Consider the following 17623-nt stretch of genomic DNA (forward strand, 5'->3'; position numbering starts at 1 on the left):
AGGCTTGATCGATCCATTGCACCCATTCTCGGTTGCGGCCCGGATCAGGTCTCGGCATCCGCCACGCAGAATCCCTGGCACCGGCGGCCATTGCTGGCGGTGCGGCCGCAGTGATGGCAGAGCACAGCATCGCTGGCGGGTGCGGCGGGCTGGCATGGAACAGCTCCTGCCGGCTCAAGGCGGGAGGGTGGAGCGTGCGGGTCCAGGCGTCGATGGCGGAGAAGATGATCATGGCGTCAACAGGCTGGGAGCTGCGCTGCGATGGGTGTTGCGAAGGTGGTGGCTTCAGCGACCGGGCATTCGCCTCCGGCTCCCGCCGGCCAGCCTTCGATCGGAGTGGGCACCTGGGCCTGGGGAAATCAGTTCCTCTGGGGCTACCGACCCGAGCGGGATGACCAGGCTCTTGAGGCCACCTTTCATCGAGCCATCGAGCTGGGGCTGCGTTTCTTCGACACGGCCGATTCCTACGGGACAGGCCGTTTCAATGGCCGCAGCGAAGCTTTGCTGGGCCGTTTTGCGGCCTCCCTGGCTCCGCAGCAGCGAGAGGCCCTCTGTGTGGCCACCAAGTTGGCCCCCTTTCCCTGGCGCCTGGGCCGCCAGGGCTTCGCACGTCCCTTCGCGGCCTCGCTCCGGCGCCTGGAGGGGAAGCTCGACAGGGTGCAACTGCACTGGAGCACGGCCCGCTATGCCCCCTGGCAGGAAGGTCCCCTGCTCCAGGGGCTGGCCGACCTGGTCGAACGGGGCGCCGTGGCCAGTGTCGGCGTTTCGAATGTGGGGCCGAGGCGCCTGGGCGAGCTCCAGCGGTTGCTCGGCGAGCGAGGCCTCCCTCTGGCCAGCCTGCAGGTGCAGCTCTCCCTTCTGTCACCGCAACCGGTGGCGCCCGGCGGCCTTGCCGACCTGTGTCGCCAGACCGGTATCGAGCTGATTGCCTACAGCCCCCTTGCTCTGGGGTTGCTCACCGATGCCACCGGACAGGGACAACCGCTGCCCCGCGGTCCGCGCGGCCTGCTGTACAGGCGTCTGCTGCCGAGAATCGAGCCCTTGCTGGTGGAGATGCGTCGTGTCGCCAGCTCGCACGACGCCAGGGTGGCGGAGGTGGCGATCAACTGGTGCCGCTCCCATGGCGCCCTGCCGATTCCTGGGCTTCGCAGTGTGGCCCAGGCCGAGATGGCTGCCGCTGCCCTGGCCTGGACGCTCAGCGATGCGGAGGTTGCCGGCCTGGATCGACTGGCCTTCGCCTTGCCTGTGGGGATGCCGGCCAATCCGTTCCAGTCCGGTTGACTCAGCCCACCGCCCGGGGTGCCGTGGGGTCAGGGCTGAGCACGACCGGCAGCGAAGCGGGCCGCGGCAGGTTGACCAGAGCTGGCCTCGGCGGTGCGGCGCTCAGCCTGAGCGGCTCGCCGGCCGCCTCGGGATGGCTGTCGCCGTCATCGCCATCACAGCTGGCGATCGCTTCCTGCATCAGGGATTCGAAGGTGTTGCCGGGGAGCCGGTGCCTGGCCAGTTCCAGAAAGGTCCGGGCAATGGACTCCTGGGCCGCCCCCTGCAGGGCCGGGTTGTTGCGCCGTTGCTCCTGTTCCTCCTCGATCGAGCGGATGAAGCGCTCGGTCACATCCCGTTTGGTGGTGGCCCTGATCCGGGTTTCCTGCTCCAGGGGGGAGAGGACCAACTGCTGGGCAAGTTCCTGCAGGCGCCGGGTCAGGCTCTCGAGCACTTCGCGGGCTTCCTGGCCGATCAGGTTGAGCTGGCCCTCGGAGAGGCGGGGCAGATCCGAGACATACACCTTGCCGTGGTCCCTGAGGGTCAGGAAGGTGGCCCGCATCGGACTGGGATGGGGTGTGACCTCCCTTGATCGGCGGGGGTTGGGGGTAAGGGGCCTGCGGAGCTGCGCCGCCGGGTGAGGCGTCCATTGGTTGAAGTCATCGGATATCCGGTTGCTGCCAGTCAGGGGAAGTTGGCTTGTGCCCAACCGCTGACGTTGTCGACAGCACCATCATCCAATGCCGACTGGCCCAGCCGTGGTTGGGGGGGATGGCGGTTCAAGGGGCAGGCCCTCCAGCCCTTGCGCGGGGGCAGGTCCGGGCTCGACGGCTCCAAGACACCAGGCGCCCACACCCAGCTCGGCGCAGAGGGCGATCGCGGCGGACTGGTCCTGCTCGGGAACCACCAGGCAGAAGCCCACGCCGAGATTGAAGGTGTTCCAGAGATCCGGCTCGGGCACCTCTCCCTGCTGCTGAAGCCAGCGGAACAAGGCAGGCCGCTCCCAGCTGTTGGCATCGATCCGGGCGTGAACGCCTTCGGGAAGGCAGCGGGGCAGGTTTTCCGGCAAGCCCCCGCCGGTGATGTGGGCCATGCCATGGGGATGGATCCCCGCTTCCCGCAGGGCTTTCACCACCCGGACGTAGAGGCGCGTCGGTTGGAGCAGGGCCTCGATCACGGTCTGGTCACTGCCGGGCAGCTGGCAGTCAGGCGGAACCTCCCGCGCTTCGAGGATGCGCCGGACAAGGCTGAACCCGTTGCTGTGGACGCCGCTGCTGGCCAAGGCAATGATGCGATCGCCAGCGACCACCTGGCTGCCGTCGATGAGTTCGTCTTCTTCCACCACGGCGACGCAGAAGCCGGCCAGGTCGTAGCGACCGGGGGCGTAGAAGCCCGGCATCTCGGCCGTCTCCCCCCCCAGCAGGGCACAGCCGCTCTGACGGCAGCCCGTGGCGATTCCCTCCACAACGGCGGCCATGGCGGCGGGCGTGAGCTTGCCGGTGGCGATGTAATCGAGGAAAAAGAGTGGGTCGGCACCGCTGGTGATCACGTCGTTGACGCACATCGCCACCAGGTCGATGCCCACCGCATGGTGGTGGCCGTGGGCCTGGGCCAACTCGAGTTTCGTCCCCACCCCATCGGTGCCTGCCACCAGCAGGGGCTTGCGCATGCCGGCCGGCAGGCGGCAGAGGCCACCGAAGCCGCCGAGGCCGCCCAGCACTTCGGGGCGACGGGTGGACTCCACACTGGTTCGAATCCGCTCGACGAAGGCCCTGCCTGCGGCCACGTCCACTCCTGCTGTGCGGTAATCCATGGCTTCAGGTCGGTGAGGACATCGCTGCAACCCGCTGATCCTCTGATGGAAGGCGGCGGTCCTCGTGCCCCAGGAAGGCAAGACGGCGCCAACAACAGTAGACAACTTCAGAATTGGCACACATGAAGATCAGTTCTGCTGATGTGTCCGATCCGATTCGCTGATCGATCCGGCAACGCTGTGGCCGGTCCTGGCACTGTCCTGGTGGGCGATGTCGGCAATGATGATGATTCCTGATCATTACTTGGCGCCAATTTGCAGCACCCAGGATTTCAGGAATGCCATTAAGTTCCACTCGTCGTTGTTTTTCGCCAGGAACTCCATCGCTTGATTGCTTCCTCTCAGCCATTTCATTCGAGAGGAATTGATCGTTGATGGGCCGCTGATTGATCAGCGGTGGCTGTCAGTAGGCAGCGTTTTCCGCTTGTTATGTCTTCCAACCTTTCGCTCGGCGCCCTCGCGCTTCTGCTCTCCGGCAGTGGTCTTGCCATTCCTGCGCTCGCCGATGGCAGCCGCTCCGGCAATCCACAGCTGGTCGCCATGGTGCAACCCGTTGAACCCTTCAATCCGGCTCAGGCACCCTCCGGCGATGTCGCCATCAGGGAGGTTCAGCCTGAGCCCAGCCTGGAGCCGAAGCCTCGTCCGGTAGTTCCCCAGCCGATCGCTCCGGTCCCCCAGCCTCGCCGTGTCAAGCATGTGAGCAGCGGTGAAGCCAGCTGGTATGGCCCTGGCTTCTTCGGCAATCGGACCGCCAACGGTGAAGTCTTCCGCCCCGGCACCATGACCGCTGCCCATCGCACCTTGCCGTTCGGCACCCGGGTGCGGGTGACCAATCTGTGGAACGGGCGCAGCACCGAGGTCCGTATCAATGATCGGGGGCCTTTCCACGGCAATCGTGTGATCGATCTGGCCCACGGAGCTGCCCAGAAACTCGGGCTCACCGCCAGCGGGATCGCCCAGGTGCGCCTGGAAGTCCTTCAGTAGGTTCGCTCTACCAGGCTGGAGGTTGAGCTTCGTCTCCAATCTCCTGTGATCCTGCTGCGAACCTGTGATGAATTGCGCCGCTGGTGCGGGCACCCCCAGCGGCGTCAGCGGCCGCTTCATTTCGTCCCCACCATGGGGGCGCTGCATCCCGGCCATTTCGGGCTGATCCGCAGCGCCCTTCAACCCCGATCCGGTTCCGGCGGTGATGCCCTGGAGCCGAGGGTTCTGGTCAGCCTGTTCGTCAACCCGCTGCAGTTCGGCCCTCGCGAGGATTTTGCTGCCTATCCCAGGGATCTGGAGGCCGACTGCCGCTCAGCGGAAAACGCCGGTGCCGATGCTCTGTTCGCTCCGAGCGAAGTGGAGCTGTTCCCTTCCGGCGCGGTCAGGATCACCCGGGTGATCCCTCCGCCGCGCCTGACGTCCACGCTCTGTGGCCGCGCCCGCCCTGGCCATTTCGAAGGTGTCGCCACGGTGGTGGCAAGGCTGCTGGGCCTGATCCGACCTGACTGCCTTCTGCTCGGCGAGAAGGACTGGCAGCAGCTGGTGATCCTCAGGGGGATGGTGGCTGACCTGGGTCTGCCGGTTGAGGTGCGCGGATGTCGCACCTGGCGGGAGCCCGATGGGTTGGCAGGCAGCTCCCGCAATCGCTATCTCTCGGCCAGGGAACGGCTTCAGGCCGCGGCCTTGCCGGCGGCGCTTCGGGCGGCTCGCGCCAGGCTTGCGGCAGGGGAGCCGCTTGGTGAGGCCCTGGTCGAGAAGCTCAGGCAGGAGCTGGAGGCGGCTGGCCTGAGCGTGGAATACGCGGATCTGGTGGATCCCTCCAGCCTCCAGCCCCTGCCTACGCTGCCGTCAGGCCAGGGACTCGCCCTGCTTGCTGTGGCGGTTCGCTGCGGCCCCACGCGCCTGATCGATCACCTTGTGCTGATGCCCCGCCTGCCCATTGTTGCCATCGACGGCCCAGCCGGTGCCGGCAAGAGCACGGTGACCCGCGCCTTTGCACGGCAGTTGGGGCTGGTCTATCTCGATACCGGTGCCATGTACCGGGCCGTCACCTGGTGGGTGCAGCGGCACGGGGTCGATCCGGCCGATGCTGCTGCCATCGAAGCTCTTCTGACGGGTCTGGAGCTGGGCCTGGAGGGAGCCGGCGAGGGTGACCTCCTGGTGCGGGTCAATGGCCAGGACGTGACGAAGGCGATCCGTGATCCTGCGGTGACGGCCCAGGTGTCGGCGGTGGCGGCCCATGGCTGTGTGCGTGAGGCCCTGACCCGCCAGCAGCAGGCAATGGGCGAGAAGGGGGGGCTGGTGGCCGAGGGGCGCGACATCGGCACGGCCGTTTTCCCCGGTGCCGATCTGAAGGTGTTTCTCACCGCCACAGCGGCGGAGCGTGCCCGGCGGCGGGCCCATGACCTCAGTGAGCGGGGCTATGGGGTGCCGGATCTGGCCGAGCTGGAAGCCCAGATCGCTGAACGCGACCGGTTGGATTCGACCCGCTCGATCGCCCCGCTGCTCCAGGCCTCCGATGCGGTTGAGCTGGTCACCGATGGGATGGGAGTGGAGGCGGTGATCGCGGAGCTGGTGATGTTGTTCCGCCAGAGAATTCCAGAGGAGGCCTGGCCCGTTCCTGATTGAACGGTCCCTCAGCTGTGGTCGTGGAGAAGCTCCTTGAGCAGGCCGGCGCAGGCGTGCTCAAGCAGATCCAGCACCTGCTCGAAACCCCCAGCGCCGCCGTAGTAGGGGTCAGGCACCTCGGTGATCTGGAGCGAGGGGCAGTAACGGGTGATCGGCTCGATCCTGGCTTGATGGTCCACGCCCCTGGCAAGGCCCCAGACGGCCCTCAGGTTGTCATTGTCCATGGTGAGAATGTGATCGAAGCGAAGCAGATCCGCTCTCTCGATCTGACGGGCCCGACTGGGCAGGGTGATTCCCCGCCGCGTGGCGGCTGCCCGCATGCGGGCATCGGCCGGCTGGCCTTGATGCCAGCCACCGGTGCCTGCCGAATCCACCTGGAAGGCGTGCCCCAGCCCTTGCCTGGACAGCAGATGCAGGAAGACCCCTTCGGCGGCCGGGGAGCGGCAGATGTTGCCGAGACAGACGAACAGGAGGCGCTGGGGGGTACTCATGCCAACCGCTCCAGGGCCAGGGCGGCGCGCAGCCGCACCACAGGCGTGTCTTCGCTCGCATCAGAGGCCAGCGCGGCCAGGCCGGCCAGGCCACGCTGGTGGCGCCCATCTCGGGTTGTCGTCGGCCTCAACAGTTGCTCAAGACCAACGGCCACGGCATAACGCACCACCCATTCGCTGTCTTCACAGGCGGCCAGCAGGGCTTCCAGGCAACGCAGACGCAGGGCGGCCTGTTTGTCGGTCTCCAGCGACTCCAGCCTGAGCTTGCCCAGGCCCGTGGCTGCGGCACGGCGCACGCTGGGGCCGATGTCGGTGGCCAGGGCCCTCTCCAGCACCTCCACACCCCGCACATCACCGATCCCGGCGAGAGCGCGCACCGCCCAGGCCCGTGCTCCGTAATTGTGTCCGTCGAGGTTGCCGAGCAAGGGCTCCACCGCCTGCGGCCCCAGGGCGATCAGTCCGTCCACGGCGGCGACGGCAGCACCGGGGTTGTTGAAACCCAGCACCTCGACCAGGGCGAGGGCGGCGCCGGGAAAGCGGGCTGCAGCCAGGTTTCTGGTCGCCTGCAGGAGGCTGGTGGGACTGTCCGCCTGCTGCAGGGCCTGGATCAGGGCGGCTGGATCGTCGGGTGAAGCCATCGGGGCGGGGGCGGCTCGGTCGCTCAGAGCAGATCATCCATGGCGGCAAGCACCGCCCTGATCTCGGGATCGTTCAGCGCCGAACAATCTTCTGCTGGCGCTGGCCCCTGTTCGATCAGTCCACGCAGCGCGATCAGCTTGAGGCTGTTCTCCGCCAGGGTGCGGCGGATCGGCTCCAGTCCGGCTCGCCAGCCGGCTGCACCGAGATCCATCAGGGCGGCACGGCGAACCTGAAGTTGGGGATGCACGAGCAGCTCCAGCAACAGGTTGCCCCAGTGTGCCTCCCCGGTCAGCTGCAACAGGGCCCGGCAGGCGGCGCTGCGGATCAGGGGTCTGGGGTGGAGGGTGAATGGTTGCACCACGGCGAGCACGGCTGGGCTGCCTACGCCGATTTCGCCGAGGGCCTCGAGCATCGCCTCGCACGGTTCCTGCAGGCGACTGCTGCCAGCCTGTTCTGCTCCTGCCTCGGATGGCCCGCTTGCCAGGCGAGCGCAGAGGGGTTGGACCGCCTCCCGGCTGCCCAGTTCCCCCAGTGCCCTGGCCGCGGCTTCGCGCAGGCCGTCATCGTCATCTTCCAGGGCGGCGAGCAGAGCCCCAGCTGCCGCCGCTTCGCCGAGCTTCCCCAGGGCGCGGGCGGCGTTGCGGGCGACGGCGTTGCTTTCCACTCCCGCCTCTGGCTGCCTGGGCTGTCGCTGGCCCAGGGCGGCACAGAGCAGGGGGATGGTGTGCGGATGCCGGCTCCGCATCCTGCCCAGCCACCAGGCGGCGTAGTACTGCAGCGACGGGTCGTCGGTCTGACGCAGACGCTGCAGAGCCTCTTCCTCCGTGATCGGAACTCCGCCAGCCTGGGGGCTGGGCGGCTCCGGTTCTGAGGTCGCGTCCATGGCGGTCGTCCTCGCAATTGCCAACAACAGAACGGGTCGCCCCAGGCAAAAACCATGGGGCCTGAGACCCTGCCCCATGGTTGGCTTGCCCTGGGCCTGAAGGTTAACGAACGGAGACGTTTCTGATCTTTCCACCCATCCGGTTGACTCGCCGCAACGCTTCGTTCATGCGGGTGTACGGCACACGCATCACGTAGTCGGCACTGCGTACAACGTCATTGCAGGCCAGTCCACTCACCGTGATCGTCACGGTTGCCCTGCTTCCATCACCGGTGGCACGGCTGCCGGAAGCCCCGCAGAGGCCCTCCTGGCGATGGGCTCCAGATGGGGAGCGACGGGGGCCGCCGATGGTTCCATCACCGAAGCTGGAGCCGATCCTGGCCCGGAAAGATCCTCCTGACGCATTCGGTCCAACCACCGGCAAGGCGCGATCCTGATGAAGGGCATTGCCGAGGCGGAACTGATTCCCGGCGGCATCTCCCCGTACCGAGGCTCCCGCACCTCGTGCGAGTTGCATCAGCCAGGAGAACTGGCGCCCTTCGTGGCCGATGGAATAGTCCCAACCGTGGAGGTAGGGAACCCCATCCTGCCCGAAACGGCCTTGATACTCGGCACTGTCGATGTAGGAATCAATTTCTGCGTCATAGCCCTGATCCTGAAGGATGGTGAAATGGCGGAGCATCTCAGCCTTGTTCTGGGGGGCCCTGCCAAGCAGATGCTTGTGGTTGAGTTCGATGAACCGGTAGGCGTTGCAATTCTCAAAGAAGCGTGAGCGATACAAGCCGCTTTTGGCCACTGTGCGAACCAGCTCACTGACGGTGAGGTAATCGTTTCGAAACAACGACTCGGCGCCAGTGAGCCGCTCGTTATCCATGAGATATTGCTGCCCGAGTACCTGCCGATACACGGAATTGATGATGGTGTTCTTATCCTGCTCAGAGGCATGGGCCCAATTTTCTTTGTCACGGTCATTGGCGAATCTCTCGATACCCAGATAAGGCGCTTGAAGTAATGCCATGGGGCCAACGTGGAGAAAGGAAGGTTCCACGGATGTCGCTCAGCGAGGCCGTGGAGAGCCCACGTTAATCAGCATTTCCGTCAGGATTTCCTGAGATCCATGATTCGTGATAGCCAAAGTCACACCCGCCATGAAAAAAGGACCCCGTAAGGGGTCCATCGTTGCCGTGGGGCGAACTGCTGACTGGTGTCAGGAGTTCAGACGAGTGCGTTGATGGCGTAGTCGATGTAGTTGTTGGCGATCACACCGGGATCACCAGCGATGCCGTGGTTGGCCTTGATGTAGCTCAGGGCTTCCACATACCAGGAGGGGGAGAGCTCGAAAGCGCGGTTGATTTCATCCAGACCGGCGATCAGGTACTCGTCGAGGGGGCCGGTGCCACCAGCCACCAGGGAGTAGGTGATGTGACGGAGGTAGTAACCGATGTCACGGGAGCACTTGGCCTTGCCTTCCGGGGTGGAGGCGTAGTTGGGTCCCTGCTGCTGGGTGGTGTAGGGATACTTGTTGTAAACGGCCTGGGCGGCGCCGTTGACGAGGGAATCAGCGTTGGCGGTGAGTGCCTTGGCGGCTTCCAGAGCGTTCTTGGCGCGCTCGAAGCGTCCGAAGGCGGCATTGAGCTCGGTGTTGCTCAGAAACCGACCCTGGGAGTCGGCGGCGGCAACGGCCTCGGTGAGTGGAGTCTTCGACATGGTGGAAGGAGAGGAAGGGGAATCGAAGGAAAAGAAGGATCAGCCGACAGCGGCGGCGGCGCGATCGAAGTAGGTGCCGATTTCGGAGACCAGGGCGGAGCAGTCACCGGGGGTGATGCCGTTGCGGTCGTTGACGAGGCCGAGGGCGGCATCCTTCATCTTGCGGACACCTTCTGCCACCGAAGCGCCAGGCACGCCGAGGGCGAGATAGGTTTCGCGGAGGCCGTTGAGGCAGCGATCTTCCAGGACGGAAGCATCACCGGTGAAGACGGCATAGGTGACATAGCGGAGGATGATCTCCATGTCACGCAGGCAGGCGGCCATGCGGCGGTGGGTGTAGGCGTTGCCACCGGGTGCGATCAGGGCGGGCTGCTGAGCGAAGAGCTCGCGGGCCGCGTTGGTGACGAGGCTGGAAGCGTTGGAGGTGATCCGGTTCACGGCATCCATGCGCTTGTTGCTGTCAGCAACGACCGAGGCCAGGGCATCGATCTGGGATGGGCTGAGGAATTCGCCGCGGGCATCAGCCTGGGCAACGACCTTGGTGAAGGCGTCGAACATGTCTTGAAAGCTCCTGTTCTCGAAAGATTGGGCCGGGAGTTGGTTGAAATGACGACCGGACTAGCCCGATCGACTTTATGCAGTCTCCCTGGGAATTCCCTTCATTGTCGAGAAGTTCACAAAGGGTCACCAAGGGCTGAAGTGGTTGCGTGTGTCGACATGTAATCCGTGGAGTTTCCGCCTGTCACCGACAGGAGATCGCTGAAAAAAAGCCCGGCAAGGTTAGTTGCCGGGCCGGGAGGGAAACGATCTCAGGACCTCTGCGGTCCTGTGTCAGGGCGCCGAGTTCAGCTCACGGGGGAGACGCTGGCCACCTTGCCACCTTGGCGATGAATCATCTGTTGATATTCCAACATCTTGTTGAACGGAACAAACCGAACAGTATTGCTGCGCTTGTGCAGTCGATAGTTGGTGAGTCCGGTGACTTCCACTCGATACATCCTGGACTTCTGGCCAATACCCTGGGCCATTTGGGTGATTGATTCATTGGCCACTTTGGTGGGTTGAAAGGATGCCCCTTTCGAATTTGGGCTCACCACTGGGACCGCCCTGTCCTGATGGAGAGCTTTGCCGAGCCGGAAGTTGTAGCCCGACGAATCACCCTTCATTGAGGCGGCGGCTCCGCGCGTGAGTTGCATCAGCCAGGAGAACTGGCGACCAACCTGGCCTGTGGAGTAGTCCCAACCATGCAGATAGGGAACCACTTCCTCGCCAAAGCGATTCTGATACTCGGAGCTGTCGATATAGGAATCAATCTCAGCGTCGAAGCCCTGTTCCTGGAGAATCGTGAAATGGTGCAACATCTCTGCTTTGCTCTGGGGCGCTCGACCCAGCAGATGCTTGTGGTTCAGTTCAATGAAGTGATAAGGATTAGAGTTTTCAAAGAATTTTTCGCGATAGAGGCCACTCTTGGCCATCATCCGAACGAGTTCGCGGATGCTTAGGAACCCATTGTTGAAAAGGGACTCTGCGCCTTCAAGGCGCTCACTTGCCATCAGATATTGATAGCCAAAAACCTGACGGTAAACAGCACGGATCAAGCGCTTTTTATCTTGATCAGATCCATTGGACCAGTTTTCATTACCGCGATCATTGGAATAGCGGTCGATGCCCAGATAGGCAGCATTCACAAGTGTCATGGTGTCGGGTCGTGGGGAGAGGGGCAAGCAGATCAGAACTCAGGAACACCTACAAAAAAGGAGGCCTGATGGCCTCCTTTGCACTGTTCAGAGCACTGTTCAGAAGTGAGAATGTGACAGGAGATCGCGCATTCCCGCTTCGGATCAGGAGTTCAGACGAGTGCGTTGATGGCGTAGTCGATGTAGTTGTTGGCGATCACACCGGGATCACCAGCGATGCCGTGGTTGGCCTTGATGTAGCTCAGGGCTTCCACATACCAGGAGGGGGAGAGCTCGAAAGCGCGGTTGATTTCATCCAGACCGGCGATCAGGTACTCGTCGAGGGGGCCGGTGCCACCAGCCACCAGGGAGTAGGTGATGTGACGGAGGTAGTAACCGATGTCACGGGAGCACTTGGCCTTGCCTTCCGGGGTGGAGGCGTAGTTGGGTCCCTGCTGCTGGGTGGTGTAGGGATACTTGTTGTAAACGGCCTGGGCGGCGCCGTTGACGAGGGAATCAGCGTTGGCGGTGAGTGCCTTGGCGGCTTCCAGAGCGTTCTTGGCGCGCTCGAAGCGTCCGAAGGCGGCATTGAGCTCGGTGTTGCTCAGAAACCGACCCTGGGAGTCGGCGGCGGCAACGGCCTCGGTGAGTGGAGTCTTCGACATGGTGGAAGGAGAGGAAGGGGAATCGAAGGAAAAGAAGGATCAGCCGACAGCGGCGGCGGCGCGATCGAAGTAGGTGCCGATTTCGGAGACCAGGGCGGAGCAGTCACCGGGGGTGATGCCGTTGCGGTCGTTGACGAGGCCGAGGGCGGCATCCTTCATCTTGCGGACACCTTCTGCCACCGAAGCGCCAGGCACGCCGAGGGCGAGATAGGTTTCGCGGAGGCCGTTGAGGCAGCGATCTTCCAGGACGGAAGCATCACCGGTGAAGACGGCATAGGTGACATAGCGGAGGATGATCTCCATGTCACGCAGGCAGGCGGCCATGCGGCGGTGGGTGTAGGCGTTGCCACCGGGTGCGATCAGGGCGGGCTGCTGAGCGAAGAGCTCGCGGGCCGCGTTGGTGACGAGGCTGGAAGCGCTGGAGGTGATCCGGTTCACGGCATCCATGCGCTTGTTGCTGTCAGCAACGACCGAGGCCAGGGCATCGATCTGGGATGGGCTGAGGAATTCGCCGCGGGCATCAGCCTGGGCAACGACCTTGGTGAAGGCGTCGAACATGTCTTGAAAGCTCCTGTTCTCGAAAGATTGGGCCGGGAGTTGGTTGAAAGGCAGAAAAGAATTGAATCCTTTTCAATCGCCGAGTCAGTTGCGTCCGACGTTGGCCTGAGCGTCAGGCCTCAGTTGGTGACCCCCGACTGGACATAGGTATTGTTGGACTTGGCCTGTCAATTGTGCGGAAGGCGTAACAAACGGTCACCGGAATGGCAAGGCCCCTGTCTTGCAGAGGGTCTTAGGGAGTACTCAGGTGGCTATCTGAGCGGTTTTAAGCTTAAGTTACCAGCCAGTGTATCAACCTGAGCAGATTTTCATCCCGATTTTCTCGTGCAGCGGGGAATCCCCGGGAAGCTCTGCCCGGTGGGAGGGGGTTCTGTTCTGCTCGCTCCAGGAGAGCCCCACCCTTCGCCGCCTGATTGGCAAAAAAAAATCACCCCGCTGGGGGGTGATGCCTGGCATGGAGCAAACAGAGTTGATCAGTTCTCGGCGCGCTTTTTGGATTTGCGGGCGGGTGGTGCCACAGCGGCGATGTCGCCACCGCTGACGGTCACGGCGGTGACCTTGCCACCAAGACGGTTGACCAAGCGCAACGTGTCATTCATGCGGATGTATGGAATCTGCATGGTGCAGTCGGAACTGCGCACATAGCTGTTGTTGACCAAGCCGGTGACCGTGATGGTGACCTGCCGGTTGCTGCTGAAACTGCTTCCCCGGGTACCTGCAGAAACTTTCATGATGAAAAGGCAAGAGAACGGATGGTCGTGATCAATTCACAGGGGTCAGGCTGGCAATTCGTCCACCCTCTTTGTGGATCTGCTGATTGTATTCCAACAGTTTTTCAAAGGGAATAAAGCGCACCCGATTGCTGCGCTTGTGCAGGCGGTAGTTGTTGAAACCTGTGATTTCAACGCGATAGGTGCGACCCTGTTCGCCCGCGCCCACGCCCATACGGGTGACACCATCCGCCTCGACTTTGCGGAATCCAGAGCCTTTGGCATTGGGGCTGACCACCGGAATGGCGGCACTTTTGTGAACGGACGGATTCAGCCTGGACTGATTCTTGGCCAGATCACCCTTGATGGATGCTGCGACTCCTCTGGTCAGTTGGAGAAGATACGAGAACTGAAGGCCCTGTTGGCCCACGGAGTAGTTCCAGCCATGCAGGAAAGGAACCTGATCTTCCCCGAAGCGATCCTGATACTCAGCACTATCAAGGTAGGAATCAATTTCAGCATCAAAGCCCTGCTCTTGCAGGATCGTGAAATGATGGAGCATTTCACCTTTGTTTTGTGGTGCTCGACCCAGCAGGTGCTTGAAGTTCAGCTCGATGAAGCGATATGGATTGGTGCTTTCAAAGAAGCGTTGCCGATAAAGATTGCTTTTGGCAATCTGGCGCACAAACTCCCGAACACTGAGATAGCCACGCCGGAAGAGGGATTCAGGCCCTTCGAGGCGCTCGCTTTTCAAGACGTATTGGTAGCCAAGAACCTGCTGGTAGACAGCCCTGATCAGGCTGGCCTTGTCGACTTCGGTGGCGTTCGACCAATCCTGCTTGTCCCTGGAATTTGTGAACCGATCGATGCCCAGATAGGCAGCGTTGACGAGTGTCATGGGCGAGTGGGCCGAGGAAGGGGGAGGGCAACGTGTTGCTGGAAGGGTGGGCTCTCTTGCTACACCTTCCTAGTTGGACACTGAATGCTATGGAATCCTATGGGTCTCCTTCCAGGGATGTCGTCGGTTTTTGGAATCGTTACAAAATCCAGGCCTGGCGAGCCGATCCAATCCCGATACCATCTCGATAACAGCGCTCCAACCGGCCAATGACGTTGACCCCGTCCAACCTTCCCTGGTTCCAGCGCCTCAGCGAGCAACTTCAATCGCTCAGTCTGCTGAGCGAAGCGCTCACCCTTCGCCTGTTGGAACTGGAGGAGCGGCTCACAGGCTGCGAGCTGCATCTCGGTCAGTTGGATGGTTCCTCGCTTTCCGCTGTCGACGGCTCCGAGGCGGTGCTTGACCTGCTTGAGCAGACAGAGCAAAGGCTTGGGCGCCTCGAAAACCTTTTGGTGAAAGATCCGGCCCCTTTCCAGCCAGGGCTTCCAGGGCAGCCCCGGCTTCAGATTCTCCATGCCCAGCCTGTGCCGATGCCGAGAAATCCAGAAGACGGGGAAGCCCAGCAGGCACTCGGCCTCGATCCTTTTCCAGAGGAGGTTGAGCAGCCGTTCATGGATGAGCTCAGCGCCTGAACAGAACAGGTTCGTTGCCTGGCGCGGGTGGGATCAGCCTCCGGGCGATCCGGTGCTCAGCATGGCTGCGCCGGTGGTGATCACAATCCTCACCAGCTCCAGTCCGCCAATAGCGGCGAAAGCCAGCCAGGCTGTTTGGGCAAACTTGGGAGGCTTTCCACCCGCCCAGGCAGCCGACATCTGACCACCGACAAATGGGCTGGAAGGGGCCCGCTTGGCGCTGATGTCGCGCCAGTAAGCGTTGTAGCGGGGGGCTTGCTGGTTGAAGGGAAGCTCCCCGCCAGGTCTGCCGGCGAGCACCCGGGAGCGTTGATAGGGGACCTCGTCGTCCCCGAAGGTGCTGCGGTATTCGTCTGAGTTCAGAAGCCTGTCGACAAAGCATTCCAATCCATTCTCAGCTATCAGAATGGAGAGAGCAATCCGTTCCCGTTCGCCATGGACGGGCCGCCCCAGCACCCTGCCGATCGTCTGCTCGACAATGACGTAATTGCTGTTGCAGCGATAGAAGCCTTCGCGGAACTTTCTAGATAGCAATAGCCCTCGGATGAATTGTTTCGTGGTGATCATTCCACGCCGCAACCTTGATTCCAGAACGGGCTCGCGGTCTACCTTGAAGGCATGAAAAAAGATCTGACGATAAGCACGCTCGATCAATTCATCCATGGCCTGAGGATTGCGTGTAGCCCCCTCTGGAGAACGGCGTGGCTCCTCTTCGCTGCCGACAAGAAAGCTCTCAACCCTGGCGTTCTGGGTGAACGGGGGAGCTTCCAGCAGGGTCAAGGCCATTGCGAATCGGTACAAGGGGGGCATGAATGTAACCCAGGTTAGTGAGCACAAACGCTCAGGCTCCCAGGCCATCACACACCTTCATGACCCGCCTTCTTGACACAGCTGCATGCCACAGCACCTCTGCCAGATGGATGGCCTGCCGGCACCGATGCTCAGCTGGAGAGCCAGCCGGCAGGGATGTCTTGGCTGAAGTCATCGGTGCGCCGAAACTGGAATGGTCCGGCCACCGATCCCCACAGTTGCTCGTGGGTGGTTGGATCGTGGCCACGGTCAATGGTGCGCATGCCTTCCGAATCAAGCTCGAAACTGCTCACCAGGTAGGCGGTGCAGCCTTTGCGCTCCACCAGACAACGACATCCCGGCTCCACCTCGCCCACGAAGCCATCGCCGACTGCCCGGACCACGTAGGAGCAACCCTCCAGCGGACGGAGATCTTTGGCTTCGAGCAGGGCCATGCGCCCTGGGTCGCTCGTTGCCCCCCAGAAGCGCCGTTCAGCTTCGATGGCCTGGTTGTGGATCAGCAGGGTGTCCCCCTCCCGCACGGCCCTCAGCACCCGAATCCGGTAAGGGTCAGCCGGCGCGAAGGCGTAGGCCTGCTCAAGCAGCAGAGACCCTGGAGCCAGCTGGGGCAGCGGTCTGAACCGCACCAGGATGTGGGCGTACAGGGGTGGATTGTCGAAGGCCTGGTCCTGGTTGCTGAAGCCGGCGCTCAACATCCGCACCAGACGCTGCAGGGAGCTGTCCATCCTCAAATCCTATGGGCTCGCTCAGAGCCGCAGCAATCGAAGCCGAAATTCGGCCACCTGGCGAATCAGTTCCGGTGAACTCTCGGCGAATGGATGCCCGGCCAGCTGACCCAGGATCAACTCCAGCTTCTCCGCCCGGCTGAGTGCATGGTTCGGATTCTCCAGGTTGTGCCGGCGCCAGGCCTCATCAAAGACAATGCCGAAGCTGTCGGCATTGTTGAAGAGCTGGTTGGGATTGCGCTCGGGAGGGGTACGCATCTGGCGATCAGGCGAATGGGATGGGGGCCCGGAACAGCTAACCGCAGCGCGCCTTGCGGGATTCTCTGGCACCGACCCGCTCATGAACCCAGAGGCCAGTGTGGAGACGTTTCAGGACCACTCTTGCGGATGCCAGGACCCAGATTTGAACTGGGGACACGGCGATTTTCAGTCGCCTGCTCTACCAACTGAGCTATCCCGGCTTGCTACAGCTGTAGCAGCCATGGATCTTAGATCACGGCCCGGGGCTGGTGTCCGGGCCAGGCAGAGCAGGCCTGCCACCAGGAACCCTTCAGCCTGCAGGGCCGAGGCGGCAGCTCCGGCGGTGGCTCCGGTGGTGAGGATGTCGTCAACCAGCAGCACGGGCCTTTGCCGCCTGTTCCGGATCTCTCCATGGCGGCTGGCAGCCTCGCAGACGAAGGCGTTCTCCTGGTTGAGCAGCCGCATGGCTCGGTTCAGATGGTGTTGGCCGAGGGTGGGCCGCCGCCGCCTGAGGGGCTGGATCTCAGGCCGGTCAAGCCCCTGGCAGATCAAGTCTGGCAGTGGATTGGAGCCCCGTTTTTTCCAGCTGGGAATGGCCACCAGCACGGCCCGATCGATCAGCTCGGCAGGCACTGTCTGGCGCAGGGCTCCGGCCAGCCCTCGTAGACAGTCCGGCCGCGGGGTGCGTCGCTGGCCCAGCAACATCTGGCGAAAGGATCCCTGATACCAGCCCAGGCTCCACCAGGGAAGCGGTTGTTCTCCCTGCAGCCCGTTGCCGGGCAGCTCCAGGCGCTTGTGGCAATGGCTGCAGAGCGGCTGGGGCGGAGCCGTTTCGAGAGGCTGATGACAGAGGGCGCAAGTGGGAAGAGTGATGAGCTCAAGGCAGCCCTTGAGAAGGGAGCTGATCTGAATCAAGGCTTCCAGCCAGAGGATTGGGGCCTGCTCAGTGTTCCCCTGGCTGATCCATTTGGATGACAGCGTCGCCGCTCAGCCCCTCGGCAGAGCGCGCAGCATCGCCACCAGGGTTCGATGGGCATCTTCGCTGTCGGTGAGGGGATGGTCGAACGGGATCTCCACGGTGGTGCCGTCCACCTCCAGCTCCATCGCCTCCGGACGCACCTCCAGCATCCGAGCCGCCTGGGCAGCTTTGATCCCGCCGTAATGGCGTGCATAAGAGAGCACCGCCTCGCCGTGATCGTCGTTCATGTGAAGGCAGATCCTTGCGCTGACAGCGGGAGTGAGCGGATCGGAGGCCATGGCGCAGAAGGTGAGAAGCACTCCGATTCTGGCGCTGTGCCGGCTT

Annotated in this window: 22 protein-coding genes and 1 tRNA gene; 4 read left to right on the forward strand and 19 right to left on the reverse strand. The window is 62.8% G+C overall.

The annotated features are described in order from the left end of the window. Positions 1–261: 261 nt before the first annotated feature. On the forward strand, positions 262–1281 hold the full coding sequence (locus ACXMDY_RS14815) for an aldo/keto reductase (RefSeq protein WP_259700820.1): 1020 nt from the start codon (positions 262–264) through the stop codon (positions 1279–1281). A 1-nt stretch (position 1282) separates the two neighbouring features. Here the strand turns inward: ACXMDY_RS14815 and ACXMDY_RS14820 are convergent, their stop codons facing one another. Both ACXMDY_RS14820 and purM read right to left on the reverse strand, forming a co-directional pair. After that, positions 1283–1822: a hypothetical protein gene (locus tag ACXMDY_RS14820; RefSeq protein ID WP_457767659.1), complete on the reverse strand. Its 540-nt coding sequence runs from the start codon at positions 1820–1822 to the stop codon at positions 1283–1285. 171 nt (positions 1823–1993) lie between these two features. Beyond that, entirely contained in the window at positions 1994–3073 is a 1080-nt protein-coding gene (purM, locus tag ACXMDY_RS14825; protein WP_259700822.1) for a phosphoribosylformylglycinamidine cyclo-ligase, read from the reverse strand. A 429-nt stretch (positions 3074–3502) separates the two neighbouring features. Between purM and ACXMDY_RS14830 the strand changes: the two genes are divergently transcribed. Continuing rightward, complete coding sequence (locus ACXMDY_RS14830) at positions 3503–4057, forward strand: septal ring lytic transglycosylase RlpA family protein (protein ID WP_259700823.1); 555 nt, start codon at positions 3503–3505, stop codon at positions 4055–4057. 45 nt (positions 4058–4102) lie between these two features. Beyond that, entirely contained in the window at positions 4103–5686 is a 1584-nt protein-coding gene (locus tag ACXMDY_RS14835; protein WP_259700824.1) for a bifunctional pantoate--beta-alanine ligase/(d)CMP kinase, read from the forward strand. Positions 5687–5694: 8 nt separating this feature from the next. Here the strand turns inward: ACXMDY_RS14835 and ACXMDY_RS14840 are convergent, their stop codons facing one another. From ACXMDY_RS14840 to ACXMDY_RS14890, 11 genes are all read right to left on the reverse strand, one after another. Continuing rightward, positions 5695–6177, reverse strand: coding sequence for a low molecular weight protein-tyrosine-phosphatase (locus tag ACXMDY_RS14840; RefSeq protein ID WP_259700825.1), 483 nt, complete (start codon positions 6175–6177; stop codon positions 5695–5697). Further along, positions 6174–6815, reverse strand: coding sequence for a HEAT repeat domain-containing protein (locus ACXMDY_RS14845; protein ID WP_259700826.1), 642 nt, complete (start codon positions 6813–6815; stop codon positions 6174–6176). The genes ACXMDY_RS14840 and ACXMDY_RS14845 overlap by 4 nt, the downstream gene beginning before the upstream one ends. A gap of 23 nt (positions 6816–6838) precedes the next feature. Then, positions 6839–7699 (reverse strand): HEAT repeat domain-containing protein, encoded by an 861-nt coding sequence (locus ACXMDY_RS14850; protein ID WP_259700827.1) that lies wholly within the window; start codon positions 7697–7699, stop codon positions 6839–6841. A 103-nt stretch (positions 7700–7802) separates the two neighbouring features. Beyond that, on the reverse strand, positions 7803–8717 hold the full coding sequence (locus ACXMDY_RS14855) for a phycobilisome rod-core linker polypeptide (RefSeq protein WP_259700836.1): 915 nt from the start codon (positions 8715–8717) through the stop codon (positions 7803–7805). A gap of 197 nt (positions 8718–8914) precedes the next feature. Beyond that, complete coding sequence (gene cpcA / locus ACXMDY_RS14860) at positions 8915–9406, reverse strand: phycocyanin subunit alpha (RefSeq protein ID WP_457767516.1); 492 nt, start codon at positions 9404–9406, stop codon at positions 8915–8917. 39 nt (positions 9407–9445) lie between these two features. Beyond that, positions 9446–9964, reverse strand: a complete 519-nt coding sequence (locus ACXMDY_RS14865; RefSeq protein WP_457767517.1) for a phycocyanin subunit beta — start codon at positions 9962–9964, stop codon at positions 9446–9448. A gap of 287 nt (positions 9965–10251) precedes the next feature. Next, positions 10252–11103, reverse strand: coding sequence for a phycobilisome rod-core linker polypeptide (locus ACXMDY_RS14870; RefSeq protein WP_457767660.1), 852 nt, complete (start codon positions 11101–11103; stop codon positions 10252–10254). Positions 11104–11255: 152 nt separating this feature from the next. Next, the gene (gene cpcA / locus ACXMDY_RS14875; RefSeq protein ID WP_457767516.1) at positions 11256–11747 is read right to left on the reverse strand and encodes a phycocyanin subunit alpha; all 492 of its coding nucleotides are present in this window, start codon (positions 11745–11747) and stop codon (positions 11256–11258) included. A 39-nt stretch (positions 11748–11786) separates the two neighbouring features. Continuing rightward, a complete protein-coding gene (locus ACXMDY_RS14880) occupies positions 11787–12305 on the reverse strand; it encodes a phycocyanin subunit beta (RefSeq protein WP_457767661.1) in 519 nt (172 codons plus the stop codon). A gap of 473 nt (positions 12306–12778) precedes the next feature. Continuing rightward, positions 12779–13036 carry a phycobilisome linker polypeptide gene (locus ACXMDY_RS14885; RefSeq protein WP_259703326.1) on the reverse strand — a complete coding sequence of 86 codons (258 nt, stop codon included), beginning with the start codon at positions 13034–13036 and terminating at the stop codon, positions 12779–12781. A gap of 31 nt (positions 13037–13067) precedes the next feature. Further along, complete coding sequence (locus ACXMDY_RS14890; protein ID WP_259703327.1) at positions 13068–13913, reverse strand: phycobilisome linker polypeptide; 846 nt, start codon at positions 13911–13913, stop codon at positions 13068–13070. Positions 13914–14122: 209 nt separating this feature from the next. Between ACXMDY_RS14890 and ACXMDY_RS14895 the strand changes: the two genes are divergently transcribed. After that, positions 14123–14545, forward strand: a complete 423-nt coding sequence (locus ACXMDY_RS14895; RefSeq protein ID WP_259703328.1) for a hypothetical protein — start codon at positions 14123–14125, stop codon at positions 14543–14545. A 33-nt stretch (positions 14546–14578) separates the two neighbouring features. On the opposite strand, the gene ACXMDY_RS14900 is transcribed toward ACXMDY_RS14895, so the two are convergent. From ACXMDY_RS14900 to ACXMDY_RS14925, 6 genes are all read right to left on the reverse strand, one after another. Continuing rightward, entirely contained in the window at positions 14579–15331 is a 753-nt protein-coding gene (locus tag ACXMDY_RS14900; protein ID WP_259703329.1) for a phycobilisome rod-core linker polypeptide, read from the reverse strand. 155 nt (positions 15332–15486) lie between these two features. Beyond that, positions 15487–16080: a chromophore lyase CpcT/CpeT gene (locus ACXMDY_RS14905; protein ID WP_259703330.1), complete on the reverse strand. Its 594-nt coding sequence runs from the start codon at positions 16078–16080 to the stop codon at positions 15487–15489. 21 nt (positions 16081–16101) lie between these two features. Then, positions 16102–16338 carry a hypothetical protein gene (locus ACXMDY_RS14910; protein ID WP_259703331.1) on the reverse strand — a complete coding sequence of 79 codons (237 nt, stop codon included), beginning with the start codon at positions 16336–16338 and terminating at the stop codon, positions 16102–16104. Positions 16339–16468: 130 nt separating this feature from the next. Then, positions 16469–16541, reverse strand: a tRNA-Phe gene (locus ACXMDY_RS14915). Then, positions 16507–17235 carry a ComF family protein gene (locus tag ACXMDY_RS14920; protein WP_259703332.1) on the reverse strand — a complete coding sequence of 243 codons (729 nt, stop codon included), beginning with the start codon at positions 17233–17235 and terminating at the stop codon, positions 16507–16509. Before ACXMDY_RS14920 ends, ACXMDY_RS14915 begins: the two co-directional genes overlap by 35 nt. 72 nt (positions 17236–17307) lie before the next feature. Continuing rightward, a complete protein-coding gene (locus ACXMDY_RS14925; RefSeq protein WP_259703333.1) occupies positions 17308–17577 on the reverse strand; it encodes a DUF2470 domain-containing protein in 270 nt (89 codons plus the stop codon). Between the last annotated feature and the right edge of the window lie 46 nt (positions 17578–17623).

It is taken from the genome of Cyanobium sp. ULC082 (genome assembly GCF_977927535.1).